Consider the following 21,743-nt stretch of genomic DNA (forward strand, 5'->3'; position numbering starts at 1 on the left):
CAGATTTATTCGTGTATAAAAATAGTAAAAAACTATCTTTGCACAAAGATAAACACATAATAAAACAAATTTATGAAACGAATCATAGCACTCTTGCCCTGCATGATATTATTGCTACAAGCAAATCTATCCTGGGCACAATTCGACAAATACTTTCACAACAAGACTTTACGTATGGATTACGCCCATTGCGGGAATAGCCAGCACGACGAAATTTATTTCGAGGAGTTATTGGAGGAACCTTACTGGGGCGGTTCGAAAACTAACCTCATTGATACAATGTTCTACGGGAATTATTATCTCAACGTGTACGACGTGGCCTCCAACCAACTCATCTATTCCCGGGGATATTGCACTCTTTTCTGGGAATGGCAAACCACCGATGAAGCGAAAACAACTCAACGTTGCTGTTCAGAGACTGTAGTCATGCCTTTCCCGAAAAATGACGTACGCATTGAAATATCCGCCCGGAACAAGAAAGGTAAATTCGTAAAGAAATTTGAATACACGGTGGATGTTGATAGCTATTTTATCAAAAAGGATCGCCGGATGCAGTACCCGACTTATGACGTGCATTACACTGGAAACCCGTCACGCCGGGTGGACATCGTCCTGCTCCCCGAAGGTTACACGGCAGATGAAATGGACAAATTTAAAGCCGATTGCAAACTTTTCGCGGAAGGTCTGTTCAGCCTTTCTCCTTACAAAGAAAATCAAGGTTTATTTAATATCCGGGCCGTTCTTGCCCCTTCACAAGAATCCGGTGTCGATATTCCCGGTGAATACATTTGGAAGAATACCATCCTGAATTCTTCCTTTTACACTTTCGATTCCGAACGTTACATCATGACCTACGATAATAAAAGTTTACGGGATTTATCCGCTAACGTCCCCTACGACTTCATCTACATTATTGCCAACACGCAAAAATATGGTGGTGGAGCCATCTATAACCATTACGGTATCAGCATTTCCGGTAACCTCCATGCAGCCAAGGTTTATGTTCACGAGTTCGGCCACTTGTTTCTCGGTCTTGGAGACGAATACGTGGAAGTCGGTAGCAGTTATAATGATATGTACCCGACCAACGTGGAACCTTGGGAGGCTAATCTTACCACACTGACAAACTTTAACAAGAAATGGAAAGATATGCTTGATAAAGATACTCCCGTTCCCACTACCTACGATCCCCAAAATCCCAAGAAACTCGGGGCCTATGAAGGAGGTGGTTACGTGTCCAAGGGCGTTTACCGTCCTCGTTATGACTGTTTGATGAACACCCTATCCGGTAATGACTTCTGCCCCGTTTGCATCCGGGCTATCAAGAAACAAATCGATTTCTATACCCGATAAATAAGAAAAACGTACTGTTGAAGGTACGTTTTTCAGTATAAATTGTACCACAGAAGGTACGATTTCGACTTACAAGACCCAGAATCGAGTCTTTAAACACTACACACAAACATCAATTTCCTCCCGTAAAAGCCCAATCAGATTTATAGGCCCAGCGAGAAGGACATTGTTGCAAAACCATTCTTAAGCGTTTCACTTGATCGATAGAAAGTGAATTTTTGTAACTATACATATCCATCACATTGAATGAAGTGAAATACTCCAAAGGACGAGTTGGATCATTTTCCGGTTGTCCATCCAAGTTATTACCCTTAAACACAGAAGGATAAAAACCATAATCAAAACTATAAGTATCCGGACAATAATCACTATCACCATCTTCATTCAAATACTCATACATATCACACCTCGTTTGAAGAATACCAAAATATTCTGCCATAGGGGTAGCCAAACTGAATTCATTTGATCCTTGTACTGCTGTTGGCGTGTAAAGAGCTGCCAGATTCACCATGAAACCAACTTCCCGACAGTCCTCAACATCATCTAAAGTAAAAGACTCCTTATGTTCCAAATCCAAACCCGGAATAGAAGCCAAATCATAATCCGGATGCATCACCTTAGGAGACCACATCTGATACGACGTAGAAGTTCCCGTTGCTGAAGTAGACGTGGTAAACTTAGCTAACCAGATATTCAAGTATTTATTAGGGTCCCAAATAAGGCGTTTCCATTTTGTCAATATATATGACAAATAAGGTTTAGTCTTATTGGAAGAAGTTCCCATATTTGTAAAATCTGATGCTGAAATATTCTCTATATTCTTTCCCGGCTCCTGCATTTTTAATCCATTTTGATCATAAGTTGCCAACTTAAACACGACTTTAGCGTTTCCTGCATTAGGATCAGTTGTTATCTTACGATTAAAGGCATCAGAAACTCGCTGAAGTTGTTCTTCCAAAAATTCCACGCTTAAATCATAGGCAGGAGCCGCTGTTGCCGGAGGAACGAGTACATGAAAGACAACAGGAATCACAATCTCCTCATAATCCTCTTCAGGTAACTCCCTTATTGTAATCTCTAGACGATTACTTTCCATATTTCCCCCTTTTGCATAAAATTGCAGAATCGTTCCGGGAGCATCACTCGTCGTTGCATAATAACCATCTTCCAACACATTACCATTCTGGTCATACACTTTTACATAGCCAGCAGGAATTTGATCGTCTGGAACTAAAAACTCCTCTTCAATCTCTTTACCATAAAACTCTCCTGTCTCTTCATCCCGGCCATAAGACATCACGTTTCTTTTGGCATATACAAACGTATGGAATCCCATTTTACTAACTCCATTAGGGACTAACGTCTTATGATCTGCACGCAATTCAATTTTTGAAATCTCATCTGGAGAAATATTCAAATCATGAATTATACTCTCCTCTTTTTCACACGAACTTAGCATAAGCAGTGTGACAAAAATAACTATTATATATCTCATAATATATATATTTACATTACTTCCAACCAGGATTCTGGGGAACATTATTATACATCAATTCATAATCAGCAGGAAGAGGGAATGTATAGCGATAGTCATTACCTTCCAGCGTATAGGTCTTGATTTCATCAGTTTCTTCATCTTTTGCCGTACGGGAAACACTAGCCCCAGTCCGTTTCATATCCAACCAATTCATCTGTTCTTCATAGACAAATTCTTTACGACGTTCTTTTAATATTTCACCGATAATATCACTACCAGTATAACCAGAATATCCCGGAATTTTACTACTCTTGAATTCATTTAACAAATCTAACGCACCGTCTTTCCCCTGTCTAGCCAAGGCCTCTGCTTCAATCAATAATAAATCAGAAAAACGGAAAAGAATGTGTACATCATTAATATCATGTTCATCTGTACATTGCCATTTTGTAACATATACTTTACCATCTATCTCTTTAAAATAAACTTCTCGACGAATATCATTCTCATCATAAAGGTCATACAATTCTTTGGAAGGACGCTGAACCAACATTTGTTCCGGTCTTCCCCAAGGAGCATAATCATTCCCACCGTAAGCATATAAAGAGAAACGTAACAAAGCAAATCTATGAGGCTTTGTCGTGGATTTCGTCAATGGCACCGTTGTCAATTCAGCTTGCTCGTCAATAGTACTTTCCACACGAGCTCCTTTCCTCGCTTCCTTTGCATAAAATTCTGCCTTACTCCAATCTTCCTCCTCAGCAGCACAAGACCCGGCTTTAAATTGATAAGTCTGGGCTAAAATCGCATACATAATTCTCTTGTTAAAAAAGATATTCCAAGACTCCTCTGGAACAGTTTCATATTCTAGAACATCCGTGATCTCCCCGATCAACTTCTTATACAAATCTGTTTGTTTCCATCTTTTTCCTCCTTGCACAACATCAGCATCAAAATTAAACGGGATACCATAGTCATTTTTATCATAAGGAGCAAATAATTGATTCAATCTCAACAAATAATAAGCTCGCATCACTCTACCCTCTCCTGCTATCCGTTCATAATCTGTTTTGTTATAATCTGGTACATTTTCAAGATCTTTCAAGACCATATTGATGTAACCTATCGAAACAAACACTTCCTTCCACAGATCGCTTGGGAATAAATATCCTTCCCAATTTTTTATCTCTCCATACTCTTTAATAAAGTTCTGTCCCCCTCGAGACGGATTCGCAAAATCATCAAACAAGAAATTTTCCAAATCCAAATCATTTGTATACAAAATAGAAGAAACATTGTTACGTCTCGTAAAGGGATATTGTACGTACTCACCGTTAAACATAACCGGACTACTTACGTATCCTTTACAATAACTTGATGAAGTAGTTGCAAACAACAAGGTAGACATTGCCCCTCGTACATCTTCCATCGTATAAACAACTTTCGTATTTTTAGGAGGCATATTCAAAAAATCCGAACATGCCCCACATAAAAATACAACAAGCACTAATAATATATTCTTTTTCATAATCCCAGAATTAAATACCTATTGATAAAGAGAATGTATATGAGCGCGCACTCGGATAAGTAAAGGCTCCTTTTGTTTCAGGATCTATCCCCCGGAATTTAGTCAATGTGAATACATTTGTCATATTGAAATTCAATCGAGCCCGAGTAATATGTAATTTATCACAAATACTTTGTTCTAAATTATATCCTAATGAAATATTATTACATTTCAAATAATCCCCTTTTTCAAAACGGAAATCAAACAATTGATACAAATATTCAGTTCGTGACGAACCATACTTGGGTATTTCAGTTATATCGCCAGGTTTTCTCCAACGATTTGCTTCGATCTTAAGTACATTTTTGGCCGATGCATAAGCTGTTCCTCCGGAATAATATTGGAAAGAACGAGCCAAATGCCCTGTCATATAAGTAAACTGGGCAAAAAGACTGAAACGCTTATAATTAAATTGTGTTGTAAAACCTCCGGTAATAGGTGGATCACTCCGCCCTAGATAACCACGAGAAGCATTTGCCAACTGAGTTGTCAAATCATTATCCATATTATAAACATATTTTCCCTCAGTATTTAACGTTCCCAATCGATTTCCATCATCATCAAAACCATCTACATAAGCCAACGTGTTCCCTGTATACGGATCAACTCCCGCAAATTTATATCCATAAAAGGCTCTTACCGGCTGCCCTTGAATATACAGACTGTACAACGATTCAAACGTAGAATTGGTACTTGCAGAGATTTCACTCAAATCTTGATAATACGTTTCCGTAACCTTATCTTTATTCTTAGTAAAATTAACCGAAGTCACCCAGCTAAAATCATCAGTACGAATATTCAATGTCCTCAAACTGATTTCCCAACCTTTATTATTAACGGAAGCGACATTCGCTGCAACGGAAAGACGTCCTGTTGATGCCGCAATTTTCTTATCATCTAACAAATTACGAGTATCATTATTATAATAATTGACGACTAAATTAATTCGATTGTTAAATAACGAAGCATCAAAACCAATATTCCGATTTTCCTGACGCTGCCACTTGATCGAAGGATTCGAAGGAGCATAACGATCCATGATTTTCTCGCCATCATATGTTAAATTACCAACTTTCCTCAAAACAGAGAAAGGAAGGGCATTACGGTCAATACTTCCAACAAAACCATAAGAAGCTCTAATTGCCAATTGGCTTATAAAACCGAATCGAGTCATGAAAGGTTCATTATGCAGGTTCCACTTTCCACTCACATTCCAAAGAGGAGAAAAACGATTCTTTGTTCCAATAATATCAACACCATCCAAACGAGCACTTCCCTGTACCACGTAACGATCCTTATAACTATAAGATCCTGTCACAAACAAGGAAACACTTCTATCTTGTGATTCTGAATGCCCTCCTAGACTGGACAATGAACTTTTAAACGCTGATTTTATCGTCATTCCAGTTAAATCAGGATAACTTGCCACACCATAAATATCGCTCCATTCAGGAATCATACTTGAAAAACCATATCCTTTTGTTGAAGAAACTTCCTGCCCCAAATAAGCATTAATATAATGATCTCCGTCTGAGAATCCACGGGCAAATTCCAACTGGTTACGAATCGTCCATTGTTGAGAGCGAGACGTTGATTCTTTCATCATTCCATTATTCATCGCATCCGGAACTTCTTCCTCCGAATAAATTCCTCCTAACCATGAATTATATTTAGAAGCAAATGACCCCGGTACCAATTCTTGCATAGAATGATTATTTGAATTCGCAAACGTACCCATGGAAGAAAGCATCAAACCTTCTATGATTTTGAATTCCAACTTCAAACTTACCTGGTTACTCAAATACCTTGATTTCGTCGTGTTATTATTTAAATCCTCTAAAATATTAAAATCATACATGTAACCATCTTTGATCGAACTTTTGGTTGAATAAGAACTACGGTCATAAGCATAATTTCCATTTTCATCATACAAACGTTCATATGGATTTGCATAAGTAGCATAATCCAGCGGATTTACCGGAGAAGCAGAACTACGATCATTCCTTAATGTACTACGCACATCAAAATGAACTCGCAAGAATTTATTAAAATCATGGGTTAATTTTATCGAAGCTCCCATACTTTCATATTTATTATTCGGCATAACTCCTTCTTGAGAAAGGTAAGAAAGACTACCATAATATTGTGTTCTTTCATCTCCTCCGGAAAGAGAGATACTATAATTTTGAGTCTGAGCCACTCTGAAAATTTCATCAAACCAATTCGTATTAATCTTGCTTAAACGATCTATCTCGGCATCAGCTTCTACTTTAGATATTTTTCCATTATCAACATCTTTCAATAATTGGAATACCCGTCCCCCGATATTCAGCCCTGGGAAATCCTCATAAATACCACGTTCAAAAGCAATTTTTTCCTTCGTATTCATCATTGTTAAACGATTACTAGGAGCTTCACTCAAACCATAGGATGCTTGAATATTTATATACGAACGCCCGACAATCCTCTCTTTGTGGTAACAACAATAACTCCATTAGCAGCCCGTGATCCATAGATCGCTGTTGCAGCGGCATCTTTTAGCACAGTAATACTTTCAATATCATCAGGAGGAATATTACCAATACCACTCGTCAATACAGTCTCTTGAAATTCAGTACCACCCATACTTATTTCCGGAACATCACCAGAAAGAGGCATTCCATCAATAATCCAAATAGGATCGGTATCTCCGGTCAACGAATTTATACCCCGAATCCGGATCGTTGCCTGAGCCCCCGGCCTACCAGACAAATTCATAACGGCAACTCCCGCCATCTGCCCTTTCAACACATCTTCTATACTCGTATATCCCTTATTGGCTATATCTTTAGAAGTCACGACCTCAACGGAACCCGTCATTCTTGTTTTCTTAATTTCTTGGTAACCAGTTACCACAACTTCATCCATCTCGGTAACATCATCTTCAAGTATTACAACGATTGGTTTCTCTTGCTTTTTATACTCTATTGTTTTTGTTTTCATTCCAATAAAAGTAAACATCAGCACGATCTTCTCCTGTTCCGGGATGACTAACGTAAACTCACCTTTCACATCAGTAGCAACACCTATTACAGTCCCTTTCAGTAAAACGGAAACACCCGGCAACAATTCTCCCTTTTTATCCTTCACCACGCCTTTAATCGTAACTTTTTTCACCTCATCCGGCGCGTTCACCTTTCTTTCTGAAATAAGAACATAGTTATCTTTGACCTGATACTCGTACTTTTTGCCCAACACCTGTGCCAGAATCTCATCCAATGTCCCGCTAGTGGAAGTCAGCATCACGTTCTGTTTCACATCCAAAATTGCCGTGTTGTAAAAAAACTCATAGTTACTCTGTTTCTTAATTTGCTTGAAGATCGACTCGATAGTCCCACTCTTCACGCTGAACATCTCCTGCGCCCCTTGGGAATAAACATCTTTCGCCCAAACGCTGGAGGCTGAAATCAATAATAGAAAAAATAGATTTCGCATGTACCTTAAAAATTTTACCGATCCATTTTTTTTCATACATTTGTAATTAAAGTTAATGACTCACTCACGAACATCGTCTGGTAAACTTTTTCGTGAATGTTGTTATCCATAGATACAGGGAAGGTGAGATTTCCCTGTATTTTATTTTCGGGTAATTAATATATGCTTTCCATCTACTTGAAATTTCACTTCCGTAATCATCTCGATAAGTTCTAGTAGATAACTGGCAGGACGATCCTTCTCTGCAGCCCCGGTAAAACGTAAATCCCGCAAAGCGTCATCAGAATAAGACACCGTACAATCATACCAACGATTCAACGTGACCATAATGTCTTCCAAACGCATATCCTCGAACCGGAACTTTCCCTTCATCCAGGAGATATAAAGTTCCGGGTCTACCTCAGCCATCTTCACTTGATGATTCTCTCGATTATACTCGAATCGCATCCCCGGGGTAATATCGAAATCCTGTTGTAACTGGTGATTACGCACGGCGACTTTCCCGCTAACCAACGTCACCGAAACATCTTGATCCGTCGTGTAACCGGAAAGATTAAAAGAAGTTCCCAATACACGCACGTCAATATCTGCCATTTTCACGATGAAAGGTTTATCCGATTTCGTCACGTCAAAATAAGCCTCGCCCGTTAACTTCACCTCTCGCACGTCCCCGGTAAAAGGCACCGGGTAAGTCAAAGCAGAACAGGAATTCAAGCGCACACTTGACCCGTCAGATAAGAGTACTTGAAATTCACCCCCTGCCGGAACTGTAATCGTGTTATATAAAGGTTCCGATTTAGTGGTAGCCAACGTGTAGTCCAGTACTCGGGAAGAATCATTTTTTATTACCACGCCTTCTTGTTCCTGAATAATGGCCGTACTATTTAAAGGCACTTCCCGGCCATCACTCAATTGCAAAACTGCAACACCTTGTGCTGGTAGAATTTCCTGTCGGGTCAGCTCCTGCCGTTCCGATTCACCCGATCCTCGGAAATAAATCACACTACTTCCCACCATCGCTAAAATAATAATAGCCACGGCATAACGATAGAACACAACCACTCGCCGATTCCAAGACACATGTATCTTGCGTTTGATTGAAAACCATAATTGTTCTAGTTTACCTTCAGGAACTTCCGGTAAATTCTCGACGTCATCATCAAATTGCTCGTACCATCGGGCAATTCGCTCTTCCTCGTCCGGAGTACATCGATGTTCCCGGTACTTTTTTAAAAGATCGTATATTTCATTTATCCCCATATTCGCCGTATTTACCTTAAAGACAATTCCGGGGAACAAAAGGTACTATATGAAAAATAAAAAATTTTTACGACCCACCTCGCATCGGAGCCTACGTGTAATATCACCTAATTGATTCTTAACGGTTTGTTCAGACACGGCCAACTTTTCGGCAATTTCTTTTATCGATAAATTTTGCTCCTGCCGGAGCATATACACGCATTGCAAACGAGGTGGAAACCCATCCACGATTCGCCGGATATTTTCATCCAAATCCTTAGCCACGATCTTCACCCATGTGTAATTATCCTCTTCATTCGGGGCGCATATATCCTGATATTTATCACGAATCTGTTCTTGCTTGATTGAATTCAATATATGATTTCTCAACCAAATCAAGAGATACCCTTTCACGGAAGACGAAACCTGAAAAGAATCTCTTTTTTCCCACACTTGGATAAAAAAGTCTTGGAAAATATCATCCGCATCAAAGGAACTGTTCACACGTGCAAGGATATTCCGATACACAATATCAGCATACCGGGAATACAACTCTTGAAAGGCAGAGACACTCCCGTTCTTTATATCACGTACAATTTCAATGTCCGATTTTTCCGACACGATCCAAGCTTTAAAGATAAATATTCGAACGTTTAATGATATTTCGGCAAAACAAGTTTAATTTTGTAACATATTCAAAGGTATAGATATTTTTTTATAGAAAACAATATCAATATTTCACCTTTGAAATGTTAAAAATTAAATTGTTTTGCCGAAATATCATTAAACGTTCGTTTAATGATTTCTTCAAAAAGGAGCATTCATACCGTAATCCATACAAGAATAACCTGTCGCAAATTATATGTAGTATTTCCAACTTATTATTGAATATCAATTTGATAACTTCACTGTAAATTTCCATTTCCCCATTCTCGACATATCAAATTTCACATCCGCCAAGATGTTTTCACAAAAAAGAGATGAACGGATTCTTCTACCTCAAAAATCGTATATTTCATCTACTCCCATATCGTTTCATTTTACATTAATACCCATTCACTTTCACATTTCATAACATAATTGTTATCAAACATTAACCCCTTTCGGATAAGTATCGTGCTTTTCATCGGTTATCCGACTGTATTCCATGACGCTTACACCCATGTCTCACTTGTAACTCTTCGATAAGTTACCGATAAGTCTTCGATAAGTTACCGAAATGCGGCGTTCATTTTACCCTGACTTTACCCAGACATACAATCAAGATACCGACGAATCACCGACGGGAGTCATCACAAACACCACATGAAAAGAGCCTCCGCCACAATCTCGACCAGATTATAATCATCAGCCTCGCTCTTACCTTCTCCAGACATCTCGTGATAACAATTCCAAATCTGTTCTTTTTCGATCGAATTTAATATTAGAAAAGTACTATTATAAAGCGAATTATTCTTCAGAAAGCGGGTCCAAATGCAACGGGTGGCGAACCACAAAACGGGCCCCCTCTTTATAATCCCCATCCACCCAAATGTCTCCGCCCATCATCGTGATCGTCAACTTACATATGGCCAATCCCAAACCGGTACCCTGCACGTATTCATCCAGTTTCTCGAAACGTTCGAACACCTTCTTCTGTTTATCCTCCGGAATTCCCCGTCCCGTATCGGTCACGCTAAAATAAACACAATCCTGCTCTTCATTAATCTCGATTCCCAGCGTGATACTCCCCTGTTCCGTGAACTTATTGGCATTCGACAACAAATTAATCAATATCTGTTGCAAACGTTGCACGTCCGTCTCCAGTATAAATTCTTCACAGGGTGTTTGGAACACGTACTCCACCACATCCCGTTTCCCGTAACTAGTTGTCGCCAACACGCTCTGGCACAAAGAAACGATCTCAACCTCCTCGTAAGACAACTTCAATCGTCCCGTCTCCAAGCGGGATATATCCAAAATATCATTGATTAAGCGAAGTAATAAATCTGAATTTTTTTGGATGATAGCCACGTACTCATGACGGCTTTCCGCGTCACAATCATCCGAAGTCAGAACCCCGGAAAATCCCACGATAGCATTCAACGGGGTACGAATCTCGTGACTCATGTTAGCCAAAAATGCAGACTTCAACCGATCAGACTCCTCTGCCTTTTCCTTTGCCTTCCGTAACTCTAGCTCCGCCTGCTTTTGCTTGGTCATATCCTCCATACGCACCACGACACCCAACAAATTATTATCATCATCAAAAACAGGATTCGCCAACATATACACGTAATAATTCCCATGTTTCACAACAACATCAGCCACTTTTCCCGTTTTCATGGCCATTACCGCCGGACAGAAAGAACAAGGTTCATCCAGTCCTCTCAAAACTTTATAACAAACTTGGCCCTTGGAACTTTTAATTTTTTCCGGATCGACATCATAATCAATCCCGTTATGCCATTTTATCGTGAAATCCGGATTAATAAACTTGATCCCGGAATTAACATTATTCAGTATTAAGATATTATCTTTTTGGGCCTGCCACAAGGCATCTCTAAAACGTTTGGTTCTAAAATAGAAATATAAGGCTAGGAAAAAACCGAACAATAAAACTAAAAAAGCCAAAAACACCCCTATAATCTGGTATTTATATTCCTCGAAATAGGACAACTTCTTGTTGTAAAGAACAGCATTCTTGACCTCCGCTTTATTCAAGAATCCCTCTGAACATAACTTGGCATAATCAAAACAATACTCGTTCGGAATGATCTGCATACCCGCCAGCACGGTCGAATCATGTTGCCTCTCTAACGCCAAAGCTTGTTTGGCCATATCTTTTCCGACAGTCCGGTACTTCGGTACACATCCCCCGACAGCCCAATGCCCCATCCCGATAGAAGTAATCGTGAAAGCCGGAATTTTAGGATTCGCCATCATCATCGAATACGTGGCATTCCGCATAAAATAACCATCATTTTTATCTACTCGCCACGTCCCCAACAAGATAACCGTTTTCTCCGGTAACCGGGCAATAGCATCACTGATCGAATAAATCGTATGTTTCCGGCCATCCAAAAGAATCAAATCCAGCTCCGGGAATTTCTCCTTCATCTTCTTCTTCACCAAAGCCTGCAGAGAGACTCCCCCGTAACTATTATCCGTGATAAAAGCGATATGCTTAGTTCCCGAATAAAAATCCAAAATTAACCGAAGATTCGCTATCACGTCATACTCGTAAGCAAACCCGAAAACCTCCAATTCCCGAATGTTGTCACTCATCACGTCCACGCTCTCCGCCTCCCAGTTCTCCAAATCGGTACCCTCCTCCGGTAACAAGACAGCATTCCGACTCACCATCCCTCCCATGATCGGGACATCCCGAGTAACCAGTGAATCCTGAGACCAATAAGCCGTCCATGCCTCCTGCCCTAATAGAATAATGAGTTTCGGTAAACCCTTTTCGATATTTTTATCCAATATTTCTTTCATCCGCCCCTCCCACATACAAGCCTCGGAAAAACTTTTACAATTCATATTCTCTATGTCAATCGAAAATTTTCCGCCAAGTAGGCCATACTCTTCTATAAAATCCGATATATTCCTAGCAGTTTGGGAAGTTTCCGGGTTGTAGGAACTGATAATTAATATCCGAGAATCGGGCTCACCGGTTCCTCCTTTTGTTGTCCAAGAGACGAACAACAAAACAAATAACACCCCCGTGTACCTAAGATTCCTATATAGCTTTATAAAAAACTCCAACATCTTCTATTTGTAACTTCGCAAAGATATTTATTTTCACTTAAAATACGCCAAAATTCATACACTTTCTACAAAAAGATATATCTTTGGCTTAAACCTTAAATTTGTAATTTATGTCTATTATTTTTTGTATCATTTCCCGGCTAAAAAGGGACGAACAAACAGACACCTACGTGCATTTTGAACAAACGGCCACGTTACGGGAAATCGTTACCACGATAGATTCACCTTATGTCTTTTTCTACACGAAATACCCGACTCCACGATTAGGAGAACACGCACAAAAACGTTTTCTTCAGGTAGCACAAGCCACAGGAGCCGTCATGCTTTATTCGGATTATTACACGGAACAAGATGATTCGCAAACGGCACACCCGACTATTGACTATCAATTGGGGAGCGTCAGGGATGATTTTGATTTCGGATCAATACTTTTATTCAGAACAGACGTTTTAAAAAAAGTGATCAGCGAAATGGACACGGAGTACAATTTTGCCGCACTCTACGATCTGCGCCTGCGTCTTTCCCGGGAAGGATTGATTTTCCGGATTCCCGAATTCCTGTACTCGGAAAAGGAACACGATTCCCGACGTTCCGGTGAAAAGCAATTTGATTACGTGAACCCTCGTAACCGGGAAGTACAAATTGAAATGGAACAGGCTTTCACGGCTCACTTGAAGGCCATAGGCGCCTACTTGCCTCCTGCATTCAAAACCGTCCCGTTCCAAGACGAGCATTTTGAAACTGAAGTCTCGGTTATTATTCCCGTCCGCAACCGGGAAAAGACCATCGCAGAAGCGATACGATCCGTCTTTTCACAACAGACCAATTTCAAGTATAATATTCTCGTTATCGACAATCATTCCACCGACGACACGACCGCTATTGTTAAAAAAATGGCCCAAAAGCACTCGCAAATAATCCATATCATTCCCCCTCGCACCGACCTTGGCATCGGGGGATGCTGGACACATGCCATCATGAGCGAACATTGCGGACGATTCGCCATCCAGTTGGATAGTGATGATTTGTACATCAATCGACACGTACTCCAACGCATTGTCGACACGTTCCACAAACATCAATGTGCCATGATTATCGGTAGTTACAAGATGGTTAATTTCAAGCTGGAAGAAATACCTCCCGGCATCATTGACCACAAGGAATGGACAACGGACAACGGGCATAACAACGCCTTACGTATTAACGGGCTAGGGGCGCCCCGAGCATTTTACACGCCATTACTCCGGCAAATCAGAGTCCCGAACGTCAGTTACGGGGAGGATTATGCCACGGCACTCGCAATCTCCCGTGAATACCAGATCGAACGTATTTATGAACCGCTATATTTATGTCGTCGCTGGGAAGGTAATTCCGACGCGGACTTGAACATCCAACGTGTAAATGCGAATAATTACTATAAAGATAAAATACGTATGATTGAAATATTGGCAAGGCAACAGAGAATTGAAAATGGAGAATTGAAAATTGGAAATGAAGAAAAATCTTAAATCAAAAATTAATTCCTTATCATGTTTTTCGACGAATTTACGAAATCACAACTAGCCTCTTGGCCCTTGGCACGGAACAATTACGAACGCTTGCGGAATGTCATTTATCGTACGATTGATTTCGATGGGTTCCAGATTCGCATCCAGTACAACCCGGACCGGATTCAATCGGCCGTGGCTAAAATAGACGAGCAATCAATCAAGGCAAGAGCCTGTTTCTTGTGTAAAGAAAACATTCCGCCGGAACAAGCTAGTTTCGATTATAACCCCACACTGGATATACGGGTAAACCCTTATCCCATATTCGACCGCCATTACACGGTTCCGGCAAAGCAACACATTCCCCAGCTCATCAAGGGACATTTCCAAGATATGCTGGCCATTGCACAAACTTATCCGGAGTACACGATCTTTTATAATGGTCCCCGTAGCGGAGCCTCCGCCCCGGATCATTTTCATTTCCAACTGGCACCCCGTCACATCATGCCCCTAGAAACCGATGTAAACTCCTGCCCGAAAGAAATCTTGTGGACTTCCGAATCACGGGAAACCACAATCGAAAGTATTCATCACTACCTCCGCAAGAATATCATACTTCATTCAAACAACCGAGAGCAATTAATGAATATTTTCGAGCAATTAGTGTCACTCGTGGGCCAAATCACCCCGAACGACCCGGAACCCATGATGAACCTCTTTGCCTGGTACGAAAACAACGAATGGTGGGTAGTCATGTTTCCCCGTCGTCAACACCGCCCGTGGCAATTCTTCGCGGAAGGAGATGAAAACATACTGTTCAGTCCCGGCTGTGTAGACTTTGCCGGTCTGATCATCTCACCTCGGGAAAAAGATTTCAACCGTCTGGACGCCCCCTTGCTGGAAGAACTCTTTTCCCAGTTAACCCTTACCGACAAACAGTTTGAGAATTTACGATTTATGATTTACGATTTATGAAGATGAAAGAACCTGTAACTTGTAATCGATCAACTTGTAATTCGCCGCAGGCGATCACTCTTTCCATTGGCATCCTTTTCGCTCCTGCCATCACCTTCCGTTTGAACGGAACCTACTGGAACAAGGATCAAAAATATTCCGGAGAATATACCATTTCCAAAGAAGGGAAGAACTTGATTCTACATTCATCTTCAGGAACACAGATCGTACCGGATCACTTCACCCTTACACCGGAGAACGATGAAACGACAAACTTCGATCTGTTAAATGTCATGATCGGGATCAATTTCCACTGGCAACGCACGGAAGACCAGAAGTTCAAAGGTACATTGAAAATCATGGACGAGGGGAAACATCTGACAGCAATCAACATATTACCCCTAGAAGATTATTTACTAAGCGTGATCTCTTCCGAAATGAGTGCCACCTCATCTTTGGAACTCCTGAAAGCCCACGCGGTCATTTCCCGCAGTTGGCTGATCGCACAAAAAATAAAGAGCGAGAAACTAACCGACACTTACCAGTCCTGCATACAGGATGAACAACAATATATCCGGTGGTATGACCGGGAAGACCACGAGCATTTCGACGTGTGCGCGGACGATCATTGTCAACGCTACCAAGGTATTAGCAAAGCCTACACGCCATTTGTCCAACAAGCCATCGAGGCCACCCGAGGGGAGGTCCTTGTGTATGGCGGAGATATTTGCGATGCCCGGTTCTCCAAGTGCTGCGGGGGAGTAACCGAGTATTTTGAAAACACCTGGGAACCCGTGAATCATCCCTATCTTACAAAAGTGATTGATAGCGATACCCAGTCTTCAACTCCCGACTTATCCCAAGAAGAGAATGCCCGAAAATGGATTCTCTCCACCCCGAATGTATTCTGCAATACCCGGGACAAGGCCATCCTGTCCAACGTTCTCAATGACTATGATCAGGAAACTCAGGACTTTTTCCGCTGGCAAGTATCCTACACTCCCCCGGAACTATCTGCATTAATAACCTCCCGTATCGGGATTGACTTCGGGGACATTCAATCCATAGAATCTGTGGAAAGAGGTGTCTCCGGGCGCATCACCCGTCTCCGCATCCAAGGTTCAAAACGAGACATGATCATCGGGAAAGAACTTGTCATTCGCAAAGCTTTCTCCCAATCCCACCTGTATAGCTCGGCCTTCATCGTGGAAACAGAGAAAGATACCTCCGGAGCTATTACCCGTTTCACTTTGAAAGGTGCGGGATGGGGACACGGAGTCGGTCTCTGCCAAATCGGAGCTGCCGTCATGAGTGCCAAAGGCTATGATTACAAGCAAATCCTCTCGCACTATTTCCCGAACACGAAACTACAAACAATTGAAAATGGAGAATTGAAAATTGAAAATGAAATCATAAATCATGAAATCTAAAATCACTAAATCCCCTTGGTCCTGGATCCCCACTCTATATTTCGCACAAGGTCTACCCTATGTCGTTGTCATGACACTTGCCGTTATCATGTTCAAACGGTTGGGAATAAACAACACGGATATAGCTCTCTACACGAGCTGGCTTTATTTACCATGGGTGATTAAACCCCTATGGAGTCCGCTGGTAGACATCGTGAAGACCAAACGCTGGTGGGTGATCACCATGCAATTAGTGATCGGTGGAGGATTAGCCGGAATAGCACTGACTCTTCCCGGGCCTCATGCCTTCCGCTACTCGTTAGCATTCATGTGGTTATTAGCTTTCAGTTCTGCCACCCACGACATCGCGGCAGACGGGTTCTATATGCTGGGACTCGACACCAAGAAACAAGCCTTCTTCGTCGGCATCCGTAACACGGCTTACCGCCTCGCCATGCTCACCGGACAAGGATTGATTGTCATGTTTGCCGGTTGGCTTGAAAAGACCTATTCCTCCACGTTCCCGGAAGAGATTGCCGTTCCTAGAGCATGGTCAGTCACCTTCTATCTATTGGCAATCTTATTCGTACTTCTCTTCCTCTACCACCAGTTCATCCTCCCCAAACCGGAAAATGATATTCCCGTGAAAAACGGTAACCCACTGAATGCCTTTTTCCAAACCTTTATTACCTTCTTCCAAAAGAAAGGAATCATTGCAGCCTTGGCCTTTATTCTGCTCTTCCGTTTTGCAGAATCACAACTTGTAAAAATCGCCTCCCCTTTCTTACTGGACAATCCCGAAGTCGGTGGCTTGGGACTAAACACCATGCAAGTCGGTACCATCTATGGCGTCGTTGGCCTTATCGCCCTCACGATAGGCGGTATCCTAGGCGGTATCTTCATGGCTAAGAATGGCCTAAAACACTGGATCTGGTGGATGACCGCTGCCATGAACCTGCCCAATATCGTGTACGTTTATCTGGCATTCGTCCACCCTTCCAACATCTGGCTAATCTCTTCCGCCGTCGCCATCGAACAATTCGGTTACGGGTTCGGTTTCACGGCCCTCACCTATTTCATGATGCTCTTCAGCAAAGGTCCGCAGCAAACCGCCCATTACGCCATCTGTACCGGATTCATGGCCCTCGGCATGATGCTCCCCGGCATGATCTCCGGCTATATCCAAGAACTGATCGGTTACCAACACTTCTTTCTCTGGATCATGCTTTGTACCATCCCCAGTTTTATTGCCGTGAAATACATCAAAATATGAATAAAGAGACTGAAATTAGTCGACAACCGGAAATTCGATCGTCTCGCTTTCCTCGTTCCAACTCTCAATCGTAAAATTTCCGGGATCACCACCGGGTAATATTTTACCGACAACAATATTCAACGTGAGCCGCGTATTGGGAGATAACGTGGAAGTCAACGCTTTAGAAAGAGTATGCACGGAACCATCCGCCAAGGTGATAAACAACTCCAACAAAGGATTCGGGGCGGAAGGAAACAACATCACGGTAGGATTACTCATGATGGTGGCATCCTCAGAACGGGACAATTCGAATTTCACGGTTTTCGTCATGTTCTCCGCCTCGGCCGTGTAAAAATTCATCTTCTCGGCAATATTTCCAATATGAACGTTCACGCTTGTTATGCTGGAACTGAACGCACTATTATCCTCTTGTTTCAGTATTACCTTCAAACCGGCGGTAACCCGTGTAAGAGAAGCTGTCAAATCCTCCGTTCCAATACGTGCCGGTTTTATCGCATGGACCAAATCATACACGGGCATATAAGTCCCGTCAGTATTGGGTCGCAAGCTAAAATAGAGTTTTGCCAGATCAGCTCCATTCGTTAACCCCGGGTGAGTAATTGCCGGAGAATTATAAATCGGCTCATCGTATTTGGGTGTCCCCCAATACACCATGTTATACTCGCCGATAGGCAGGTGAAGTTCTCGGTTATTGTCCCCATACACGTCCCCCTCTGATATGACGTAATAACCATTAAATACCGTGAGCTTTCCATTTATGTAGTTTCCATAGTAAATAGAGGTTTCATCCTTACACGGATATACCTCAAGAATCCCCGTGAAAGGATTCTGATTAAGCGGATCGGTTACCCGAGCTCTTATTTTAGGAGTAATTAATCCAGACGTTACCCCATAAGATCCCTCATCATCATTGTCTGAACATGCCGAAACTAAAGTCAGAAGACCAAGCATTACAATCATTAATTTCTTCATAGTACCTTATTTTAATTTGATTATCAACCAAAATACGGTCTATATACGAAATAAAACAGGTAAAAGTTTATGAAATCAACAAATCTCACTTGGTCTATCAAATTTTACAGCAACTTACTCTTTTATCAACTTCAAATTCTTCACCCCGATCCGGGCCGCCAACCAAGCCGAAAACTTCTCTTCCTCCACATCAGATAATTTCTGCCCGAACGCCACGATAGCAATATGTAACGTATCGGCATGCAGAGAATCCACTTGATTACGAATCACTCTGGATATAGCAAGACTTTTCACGGAAGGATAAAGAATCTTCACCTCGGGAGTAACCTGATGCCCGATCGTATCATATAACAAGTAAGAGTTCAACCTTTCGCGCAACACGGAAATTTCTTCATCTTGCGAGGCAATCCGCTGTTTATTCTGCATGTAATAATCCTGCAACAACATATTACTAACGTCATTTTGCATCTCAGTATCCTCTTTCCCGAATCCCTGATGAATCACCAAAGGAACATCATGCAACCCGTAATGCAACATCTTTTCTTTCAACGACACGATCACTTCCTCTGATATTTCCTTACCGATCAGTGATACTTCAATCCGACGCTCCGGGTTCTCTGTTTTCACGTAACGATCCACCACCAACGTATTCGGAAAATTAAATTCATTTTTGATAAATCGACTGGCATTCGTCTCGAAGATATTCGTTTTCACCATATTGTAGGTGATATACACGCTCGGAACCATCGTCAGGAAAATGATTGAATACACGATACGGTGTACCTTCTTTTCCCGTTCCTTATCCATGAACTTCTTTTTCGAGAAGTGCATCAGTCGCACTCCTAAAGTCGTGGCAACTGCAATAAATACCGAATTGATCGTGAACAAATAGAATGCCCCGAAGAAATAACTCAGGTTGCCGCTTGCCAACCCGAACCCGGCCGTACATAACGGCGGCATCAAGGCAGTAGCAATAGCCACTCCCGGAATCACGTTTCCTTTCAACTTCGTCGAGGACGCCACGATTCCCGCCATTCCACCAAAGAAAGCGATCAACACGTCATAGATCGTGGGGGTTGTCCGTGCCAGCAATTCCGAACGAGCTTCGTTCAAAGGCGATAACAAAAAATATAAAGTAGACGTTAACACGCTGAATATCGTTGCGATCAGCAAATTACGGAAAGCCTTCTTGATCAGTTCAAAATCATTGATTCCAACTCCCAGACCGATTCCCATAATCGGCCCCATCAGAGGAGAAATTAACATGGCTCCAATAATCACGGCCGTCGAATTCGTGTTCAATCCCAAAGACGCGATAAACGTGGCAAAAATCAATACCCACAAATTTGTCCCCCGGAACACGATTCCCTTACGGATAGCCTCCACAGTATCTTCTTCCCGCTCCTGTTCATCTGACGGGTCCAGAATTTGACGCAAATACACCCGAAAACGCTGTAATAATATCATCATACTCTAAATCTATACATCTACAAAAAGCTCAAAATAGCTCATATTCTTTAAATCTTCGCAAAAGTATAAAATCTATTACATATTCTTCCATTTTTCCCATATATAAAAGGACTGACAATAAATGAAACGCCCCCAAAAACTTATTATCAAGTTTCTTAGGGGCGACTCCATGCAAGAACAAACTCGTTCTTATATCATAATGAACTGTTATTTTATAATCTCAACAAGAACGCAACGATTCCAATCATCCTTGTCATAACGAGAACTGACTCCTTTATGATCTTTCACAATACGGTCTTTATTTATTCCATATTTACTAATAAACATATCTGCAACCGCATTTACTCGCTTTTCAGAAATAATCATATTGGCCTTCTCAGTTCCTCGTTTATCGGCAAAACCTGTCAAACGAACACGCACATCGGGGTTTTCTTTCATAAATTGAACCAAGTTATAAACACCAACCTCCTGAGTAGGATCAATTTTGTAACTGTTGAAAGCGAAGTTTATCGTTGTCGGTAAAGCCTTAAACACCACTTTAGTTTCAGTTGTTGGCATCTCTTGTTTTACCACTTTGACAACGGTATCCGGGGTACGGCTAATCAATTCTTTGATTCGTGCGTCTTGTGCTGTTGCCAAATTCTGAAGGTCTGCATACTGTTTCTGGCTAACAGCCTTTTTAAACGAACGATTTTTAAATCTGAAAGTAACTCCAACACTCAGATTACTAATCCCGTCATTAGGGAATCCGCCTCTGGTCACGAGATCATCATCCAAAATTATCCCACCATATTCCAAATTCAAATCAAAACGTTGAGATAACCGAAAACGAGCTTGAATACCAGCATTAATAGTAAAAGATTGATCACTACCGATAAAAGCACCACCTATTCCTGCAAAAGGTATCAAATCAAAGCAACGATTCTCGTTGTAACGACCGAAGAAGTTTAACAAACCAAACATAAAGTCTCCATGAACAGCTCCATAATGTTTGTGCAACATCATTTTCCCATCATTTTGAAAACCATGTAAAGCACCTCCCAAACCTTGAACTCTCAATCCCCACCAAGGCGTAAACCATTTACCAACAGACAAGGCAGGCATAAAGGTTAATCGATCACCGAACTTTGCATCAGTAGACCCCTCTGCATAAAGGGTTTGAGCCCCTAAATTCAATGAAATAAACCAATTATCCCAAAATTTATTGGTTTCAAATGATGTTTTATAACCCGGCAGTTTCCTTTCTTGATTATTCTGCGCAAACGTAGAAATGTGTAATACTACCAATAGTACTAAAAATACGATTTTTTTCATT

15 protein-coding genes are annotated in these 21,743 nt (G+C 41.4%); 5 read left to right on the top strand and 10 right to left on the bottom strand.

What is annotated here, in order from left to right; all coding sequences use genetic code 11:
• Positions 1–72: 72 nt before the first annotated feature.
• Positions 73–1,353: a M64 family metallopeptidase gene (locus R8806_RS09530; RefSeq protein WP_164719985.1), complete on the top strand. Its 1,281-nt coding sequence runs from the start codon at positions 73–75 to the stop codon at positions 1,351–1,353.
• 112 nt (positions 1,354–1,465) lie between these two features.
• Here R8806_RS09530 and R8806_RS09535 read toward each other — a convergent pair whose 3' ends face one another.
• The 7 genes from R8806_RS09535 to R8806_RS09565 form a co-directional block, all read right to left on the bottom strand.
• On the bottom strand, positions 1,466–2,848 hold the full coding sequence (locus R8806_RS09535; RefSeq protein ID WP_124318087.1) for a hypothetical protein: 1,383 nt from the start codon (positions 2,846–2,848) through the stop codon (positions 1,466–1,468).
• A gap of 16 nt (positions 2,849–2,864) precedes the next feature.
• Positions 2,865–4,358 (bottom strand): RagB/SusD family nutrient uptake outer membrane protein, encoded by a 1,494-nt coding sequence (locus R8806_RS09540; RefSeq protein WP_151412127.1) that lies wholly within the window; start codon positions 4,356–4,358, stop codon positions 2,865–2,867.
• Positions 4,359–4,368: 10 nt separating this feature from the next.
• On the bottom strand, positions 4,369–6,789 hold the full coding sequence (locus R8806_RS09545) for a SusC/RagA family TonB-linked outer membrane protein (protein ID WP_317715812.1): 2,421 nt from the start codon (positions 6,787–6,789) through the stop codon (positions 4,369–4,371).
• 50 nt (positions 6,790–6,839) lie between these two features.
• Positions 6,840–7,871, bottom strand: coding sequence for a SusC/RagA family TonB-linked outer membrane protein (locus R8806_RS09550; RefSeq protein ID WP_317715814.1), 1,032 nt, complete (start codon positions 7,869–7,871; stop codon positions 6,840–6,842).
• A 141-nt stretch (positions 7,872–8,012) separates the two neighbouring features.
• Complete coding sequence (locus R8806_RS09555; RefSeq protein ID WP_124318076.1) at positions 8,013–9,131, bottom strand: FecR family protein; 1,119 nt, start codon at positions 9,129–9,131, stop codon at positions 8,013–8,015.
• Positions 9,132–9,176: 45 nt separating this feature from the next.
• Positions 9,177–9,731, bottom strand: coding sequence for an RNA polymerase sigma factor (locus tag R8806_RS09560; protein WP_164719970.1), 555 nt, complete (start codon positions 9,729–9,731; stop codon positions 9,177–9,179).
• A gap of 828 nt (positions 9,732–10,559) precedes the next feature.
• Positions 10,560–12,860: a sensor histidine kinase gene (locus tag R8806_RS09565; RefSeq protein ID WP_151411519.1), complete on the bottom strand. Its 2,301-nt coding sequence runs from the start codon at positions 12,858–12,860 to the stop codon at positions 10,560–10,562.
• A gap of 110 nt (positions 12,861–12,970) precedes the next feature.
• Between R8806_RS09565 and R8806_RS09570 the strand changes: the two genes are divergently transcribed.
• Genes R8806_RS09570 through R8806_RS09585 form a run of 4 tightly spaced genes read left to right on the top strand, consistent with a single transcriptional unit; the run spans position 12,971 to position 17,983 of the window.
• Positions 12,971–14,368 (top strand): glycosyltransferase family 2 protein, encoded by a 1,398-nt coding sequence (locus R8806_RS09570; RefSeq protein ID WP_151411518.1) that lies wholly within the window; start codon positions 12,971–12,973, stop codon positions 14,366–14,368.
• Between the two features lie 21 nt (positions 14,369–14,389).
• The gene (locus R8806_RS09575) at positions 14,390–15,322 is read left to right on the top strand and encodes a DUF4922 domain-containing protein (protein ID WP_124317618.1); all 933 of its coding nucleotides are present in this window, start codon (positions 14,390–14,392) and stop codon (positions 15,320–15,322) included.
• Positions 15,323–15,324: 2 nt separating this feature from the next.
• Positions 15,325–16,731 carry a SpoIID/LytB domain-containing protein gene (locus tag R8806_RS09580; protein ID WP_124317622.1) on the top strand — a complete coding sequence of 469 codons (1,407 nt, stop codon included), beginning with the start codon at positions 15,325–15,327 and terminating at the stop codon, positions 16,729–16,731.
• The gene (locus tag R8806_RS09585; RefSeq protein ID WP_124317619.1) at positions 16,721–17,983 is read left to right on the top strand and encodes an MFS transporter; all 1,263 of its coding nucleotides are present in this window, start codon (positions 16,721–16,723) and stop codon (positions 17,981–17,983) included. The genes R8806_RS09580 and R8806_RS09585 overlap by 11 nt, the downstream gene beginning before the upstream one ends.
• Positions 17,984–17,998: 15 nt before the next feature.
• Here the strand turns inward: R8806_RS09585 and R8806_RS09590 are convergent, their stop codons facing one another.
• The 3 genes from R8806_RS09590 to R8806_RS09600 form a co-directional block, all read right to left on the bottom strand.
• Positions 17,999–18,958: a FimB/Mfa2 family fimbrial subunit gene (locus R8806_RS09590; protein ID WP_124317620.1), complete on the bottom strand. Its 960-nt coding sequence runs from the start codon at positions 18,956–18,958 to the stop codon at positions 17,999–18,001.
• Between the two features lie 114 nt (positions 18,959–19,072).
• Positions 19,073–20,428, bottom strand: coding sequence for a TIGR00341 family protein (locus R8806_RS09595; protein WP_124317621.1), 1,356 nt, complete (start codon positions 20,426–20,428; stop codon positions 19,073–19,075).
• 207 nt (positions 20,429–20,635) lie between these two features.
• Complete coding sequence (locus R8806_RS09600) at positions 20,636–21,742, bottom strand: OmpA family protein (protein ID WP_167513903.1); 1,107 nt, start codon at positions 21,740–21,742, stop codon at positions 20,636–20,638.
• Position 21,743 lies beyond the last annotated feature (1 nt).

The organism is Butyricimonas faecihominis, assembly GCF_033096445.1.
Lineage (GTDB): Bacteria > Bacteroidota > Bacteroidia > Bacteroidales > Marinifilaceae > Butyricimonas > Butyricimonas faecihominis.

Excerpts from the sequence above, each read along its gene's own strand:
- R8806_RS09585 (WP_124317619.1), top strand. The coding sequence starts at position 16,721 with ATGAAATCTAAAATCACTAAATCCCCTTGGTCCTGGATCCCCACTCTA.
- R8806_RS09565 (WP_151411519.1), bottom strand. The coding sequence starts at position 12,860 with ATGTTGGAGTTTTTTATAAAGCTATATAGGAATCTTAGGTACACGGGG.
- R8806_RS09555 (WP_124318076.1), bottom strand. The coding sequence starts at position 9,131 with ATGGGGATAAATGAAATATACGATCTTTTAAAAAAGTACCGGGAACAT.
- R8806_RS09540 (WP_151412127.1), bottom strand. The coding sequence starts at position 4,358 with ATGAAAAAGAATATATTATTAGTGCTTGTTGTATTTTTATGTGGGGCA.
- R8806_RS09550 (WP_317715814.1), bottom strand. The coding sequence starts at position 7,871 with ATGCGAAATCTATTTTTTCTATTATTGATTTCAGCCTCCAGCGTTTGG.
- R8806_RS09590 (WP_124317620.1), bottom strand. The coding sequence starts at position 18,958 with ATGAAGAAATTAATGATTGTAATGCTTGGTCTTCTGACTTTAGTTTCG.
- R8806_RS09580 (WP_124317622.1), top strand. The coding sequence starts at position 15,325 with ATGAAAGAACCTGTAACTTGTAATCGATCAACTTGTAATTCGCCGCAG.
- R8806_RS09600 (WP_167513903.1), bottom strand. The coding sequence starts at position 21,742 with ATGAAAAAAATCGTATTTTTAGTACTATTGGTAGTATTACACATTTCT.
- R8806_RS09570 (WP_151411518.1), top strand. The coding sequence starts at position 12,971 with ATGTCTATTATTTTTTGTATCATTTCCCGGCTAAAAAGGGACGAACAA.
- R8806_RS09530 (WP_164719985.1), top strand. The coding sequence starts at position 73 with ATGAAACGAATCATAGCACTCTTGCCCTGCATGATATTATTGCTACAA.
- R8806_RS09575 (WP_124317618.1), top strand. The coding sequence starts at position 14,390 with ATGTTTTTCGACGAATTTACGAAATCACAACTAGCCTCTTGGCCCTTG.
- R8806_RS09545 (WP_317715812.1), bottom strand. The coding sequence starts at position 6,789 with ATGATGAATACGAAGGAAAAAATTGCTTTTGAACGTGGTATTTATGAG.
- R8806_RS09535 (WP_124318087.1), bottom strand. The coding sequence starts at position 2,848 with ATGAGATATATAATAGTTATTTTTGTCACACTGCTTATGCTAAGTTCG.
- R8806_RS09595 (WP_124317621.1), bottom strand. The coding sequence starts at position 20,428 with ATGATGATATTATTACAGCGTTTTCGGGTGTATTTGCGTCAAATTCTG.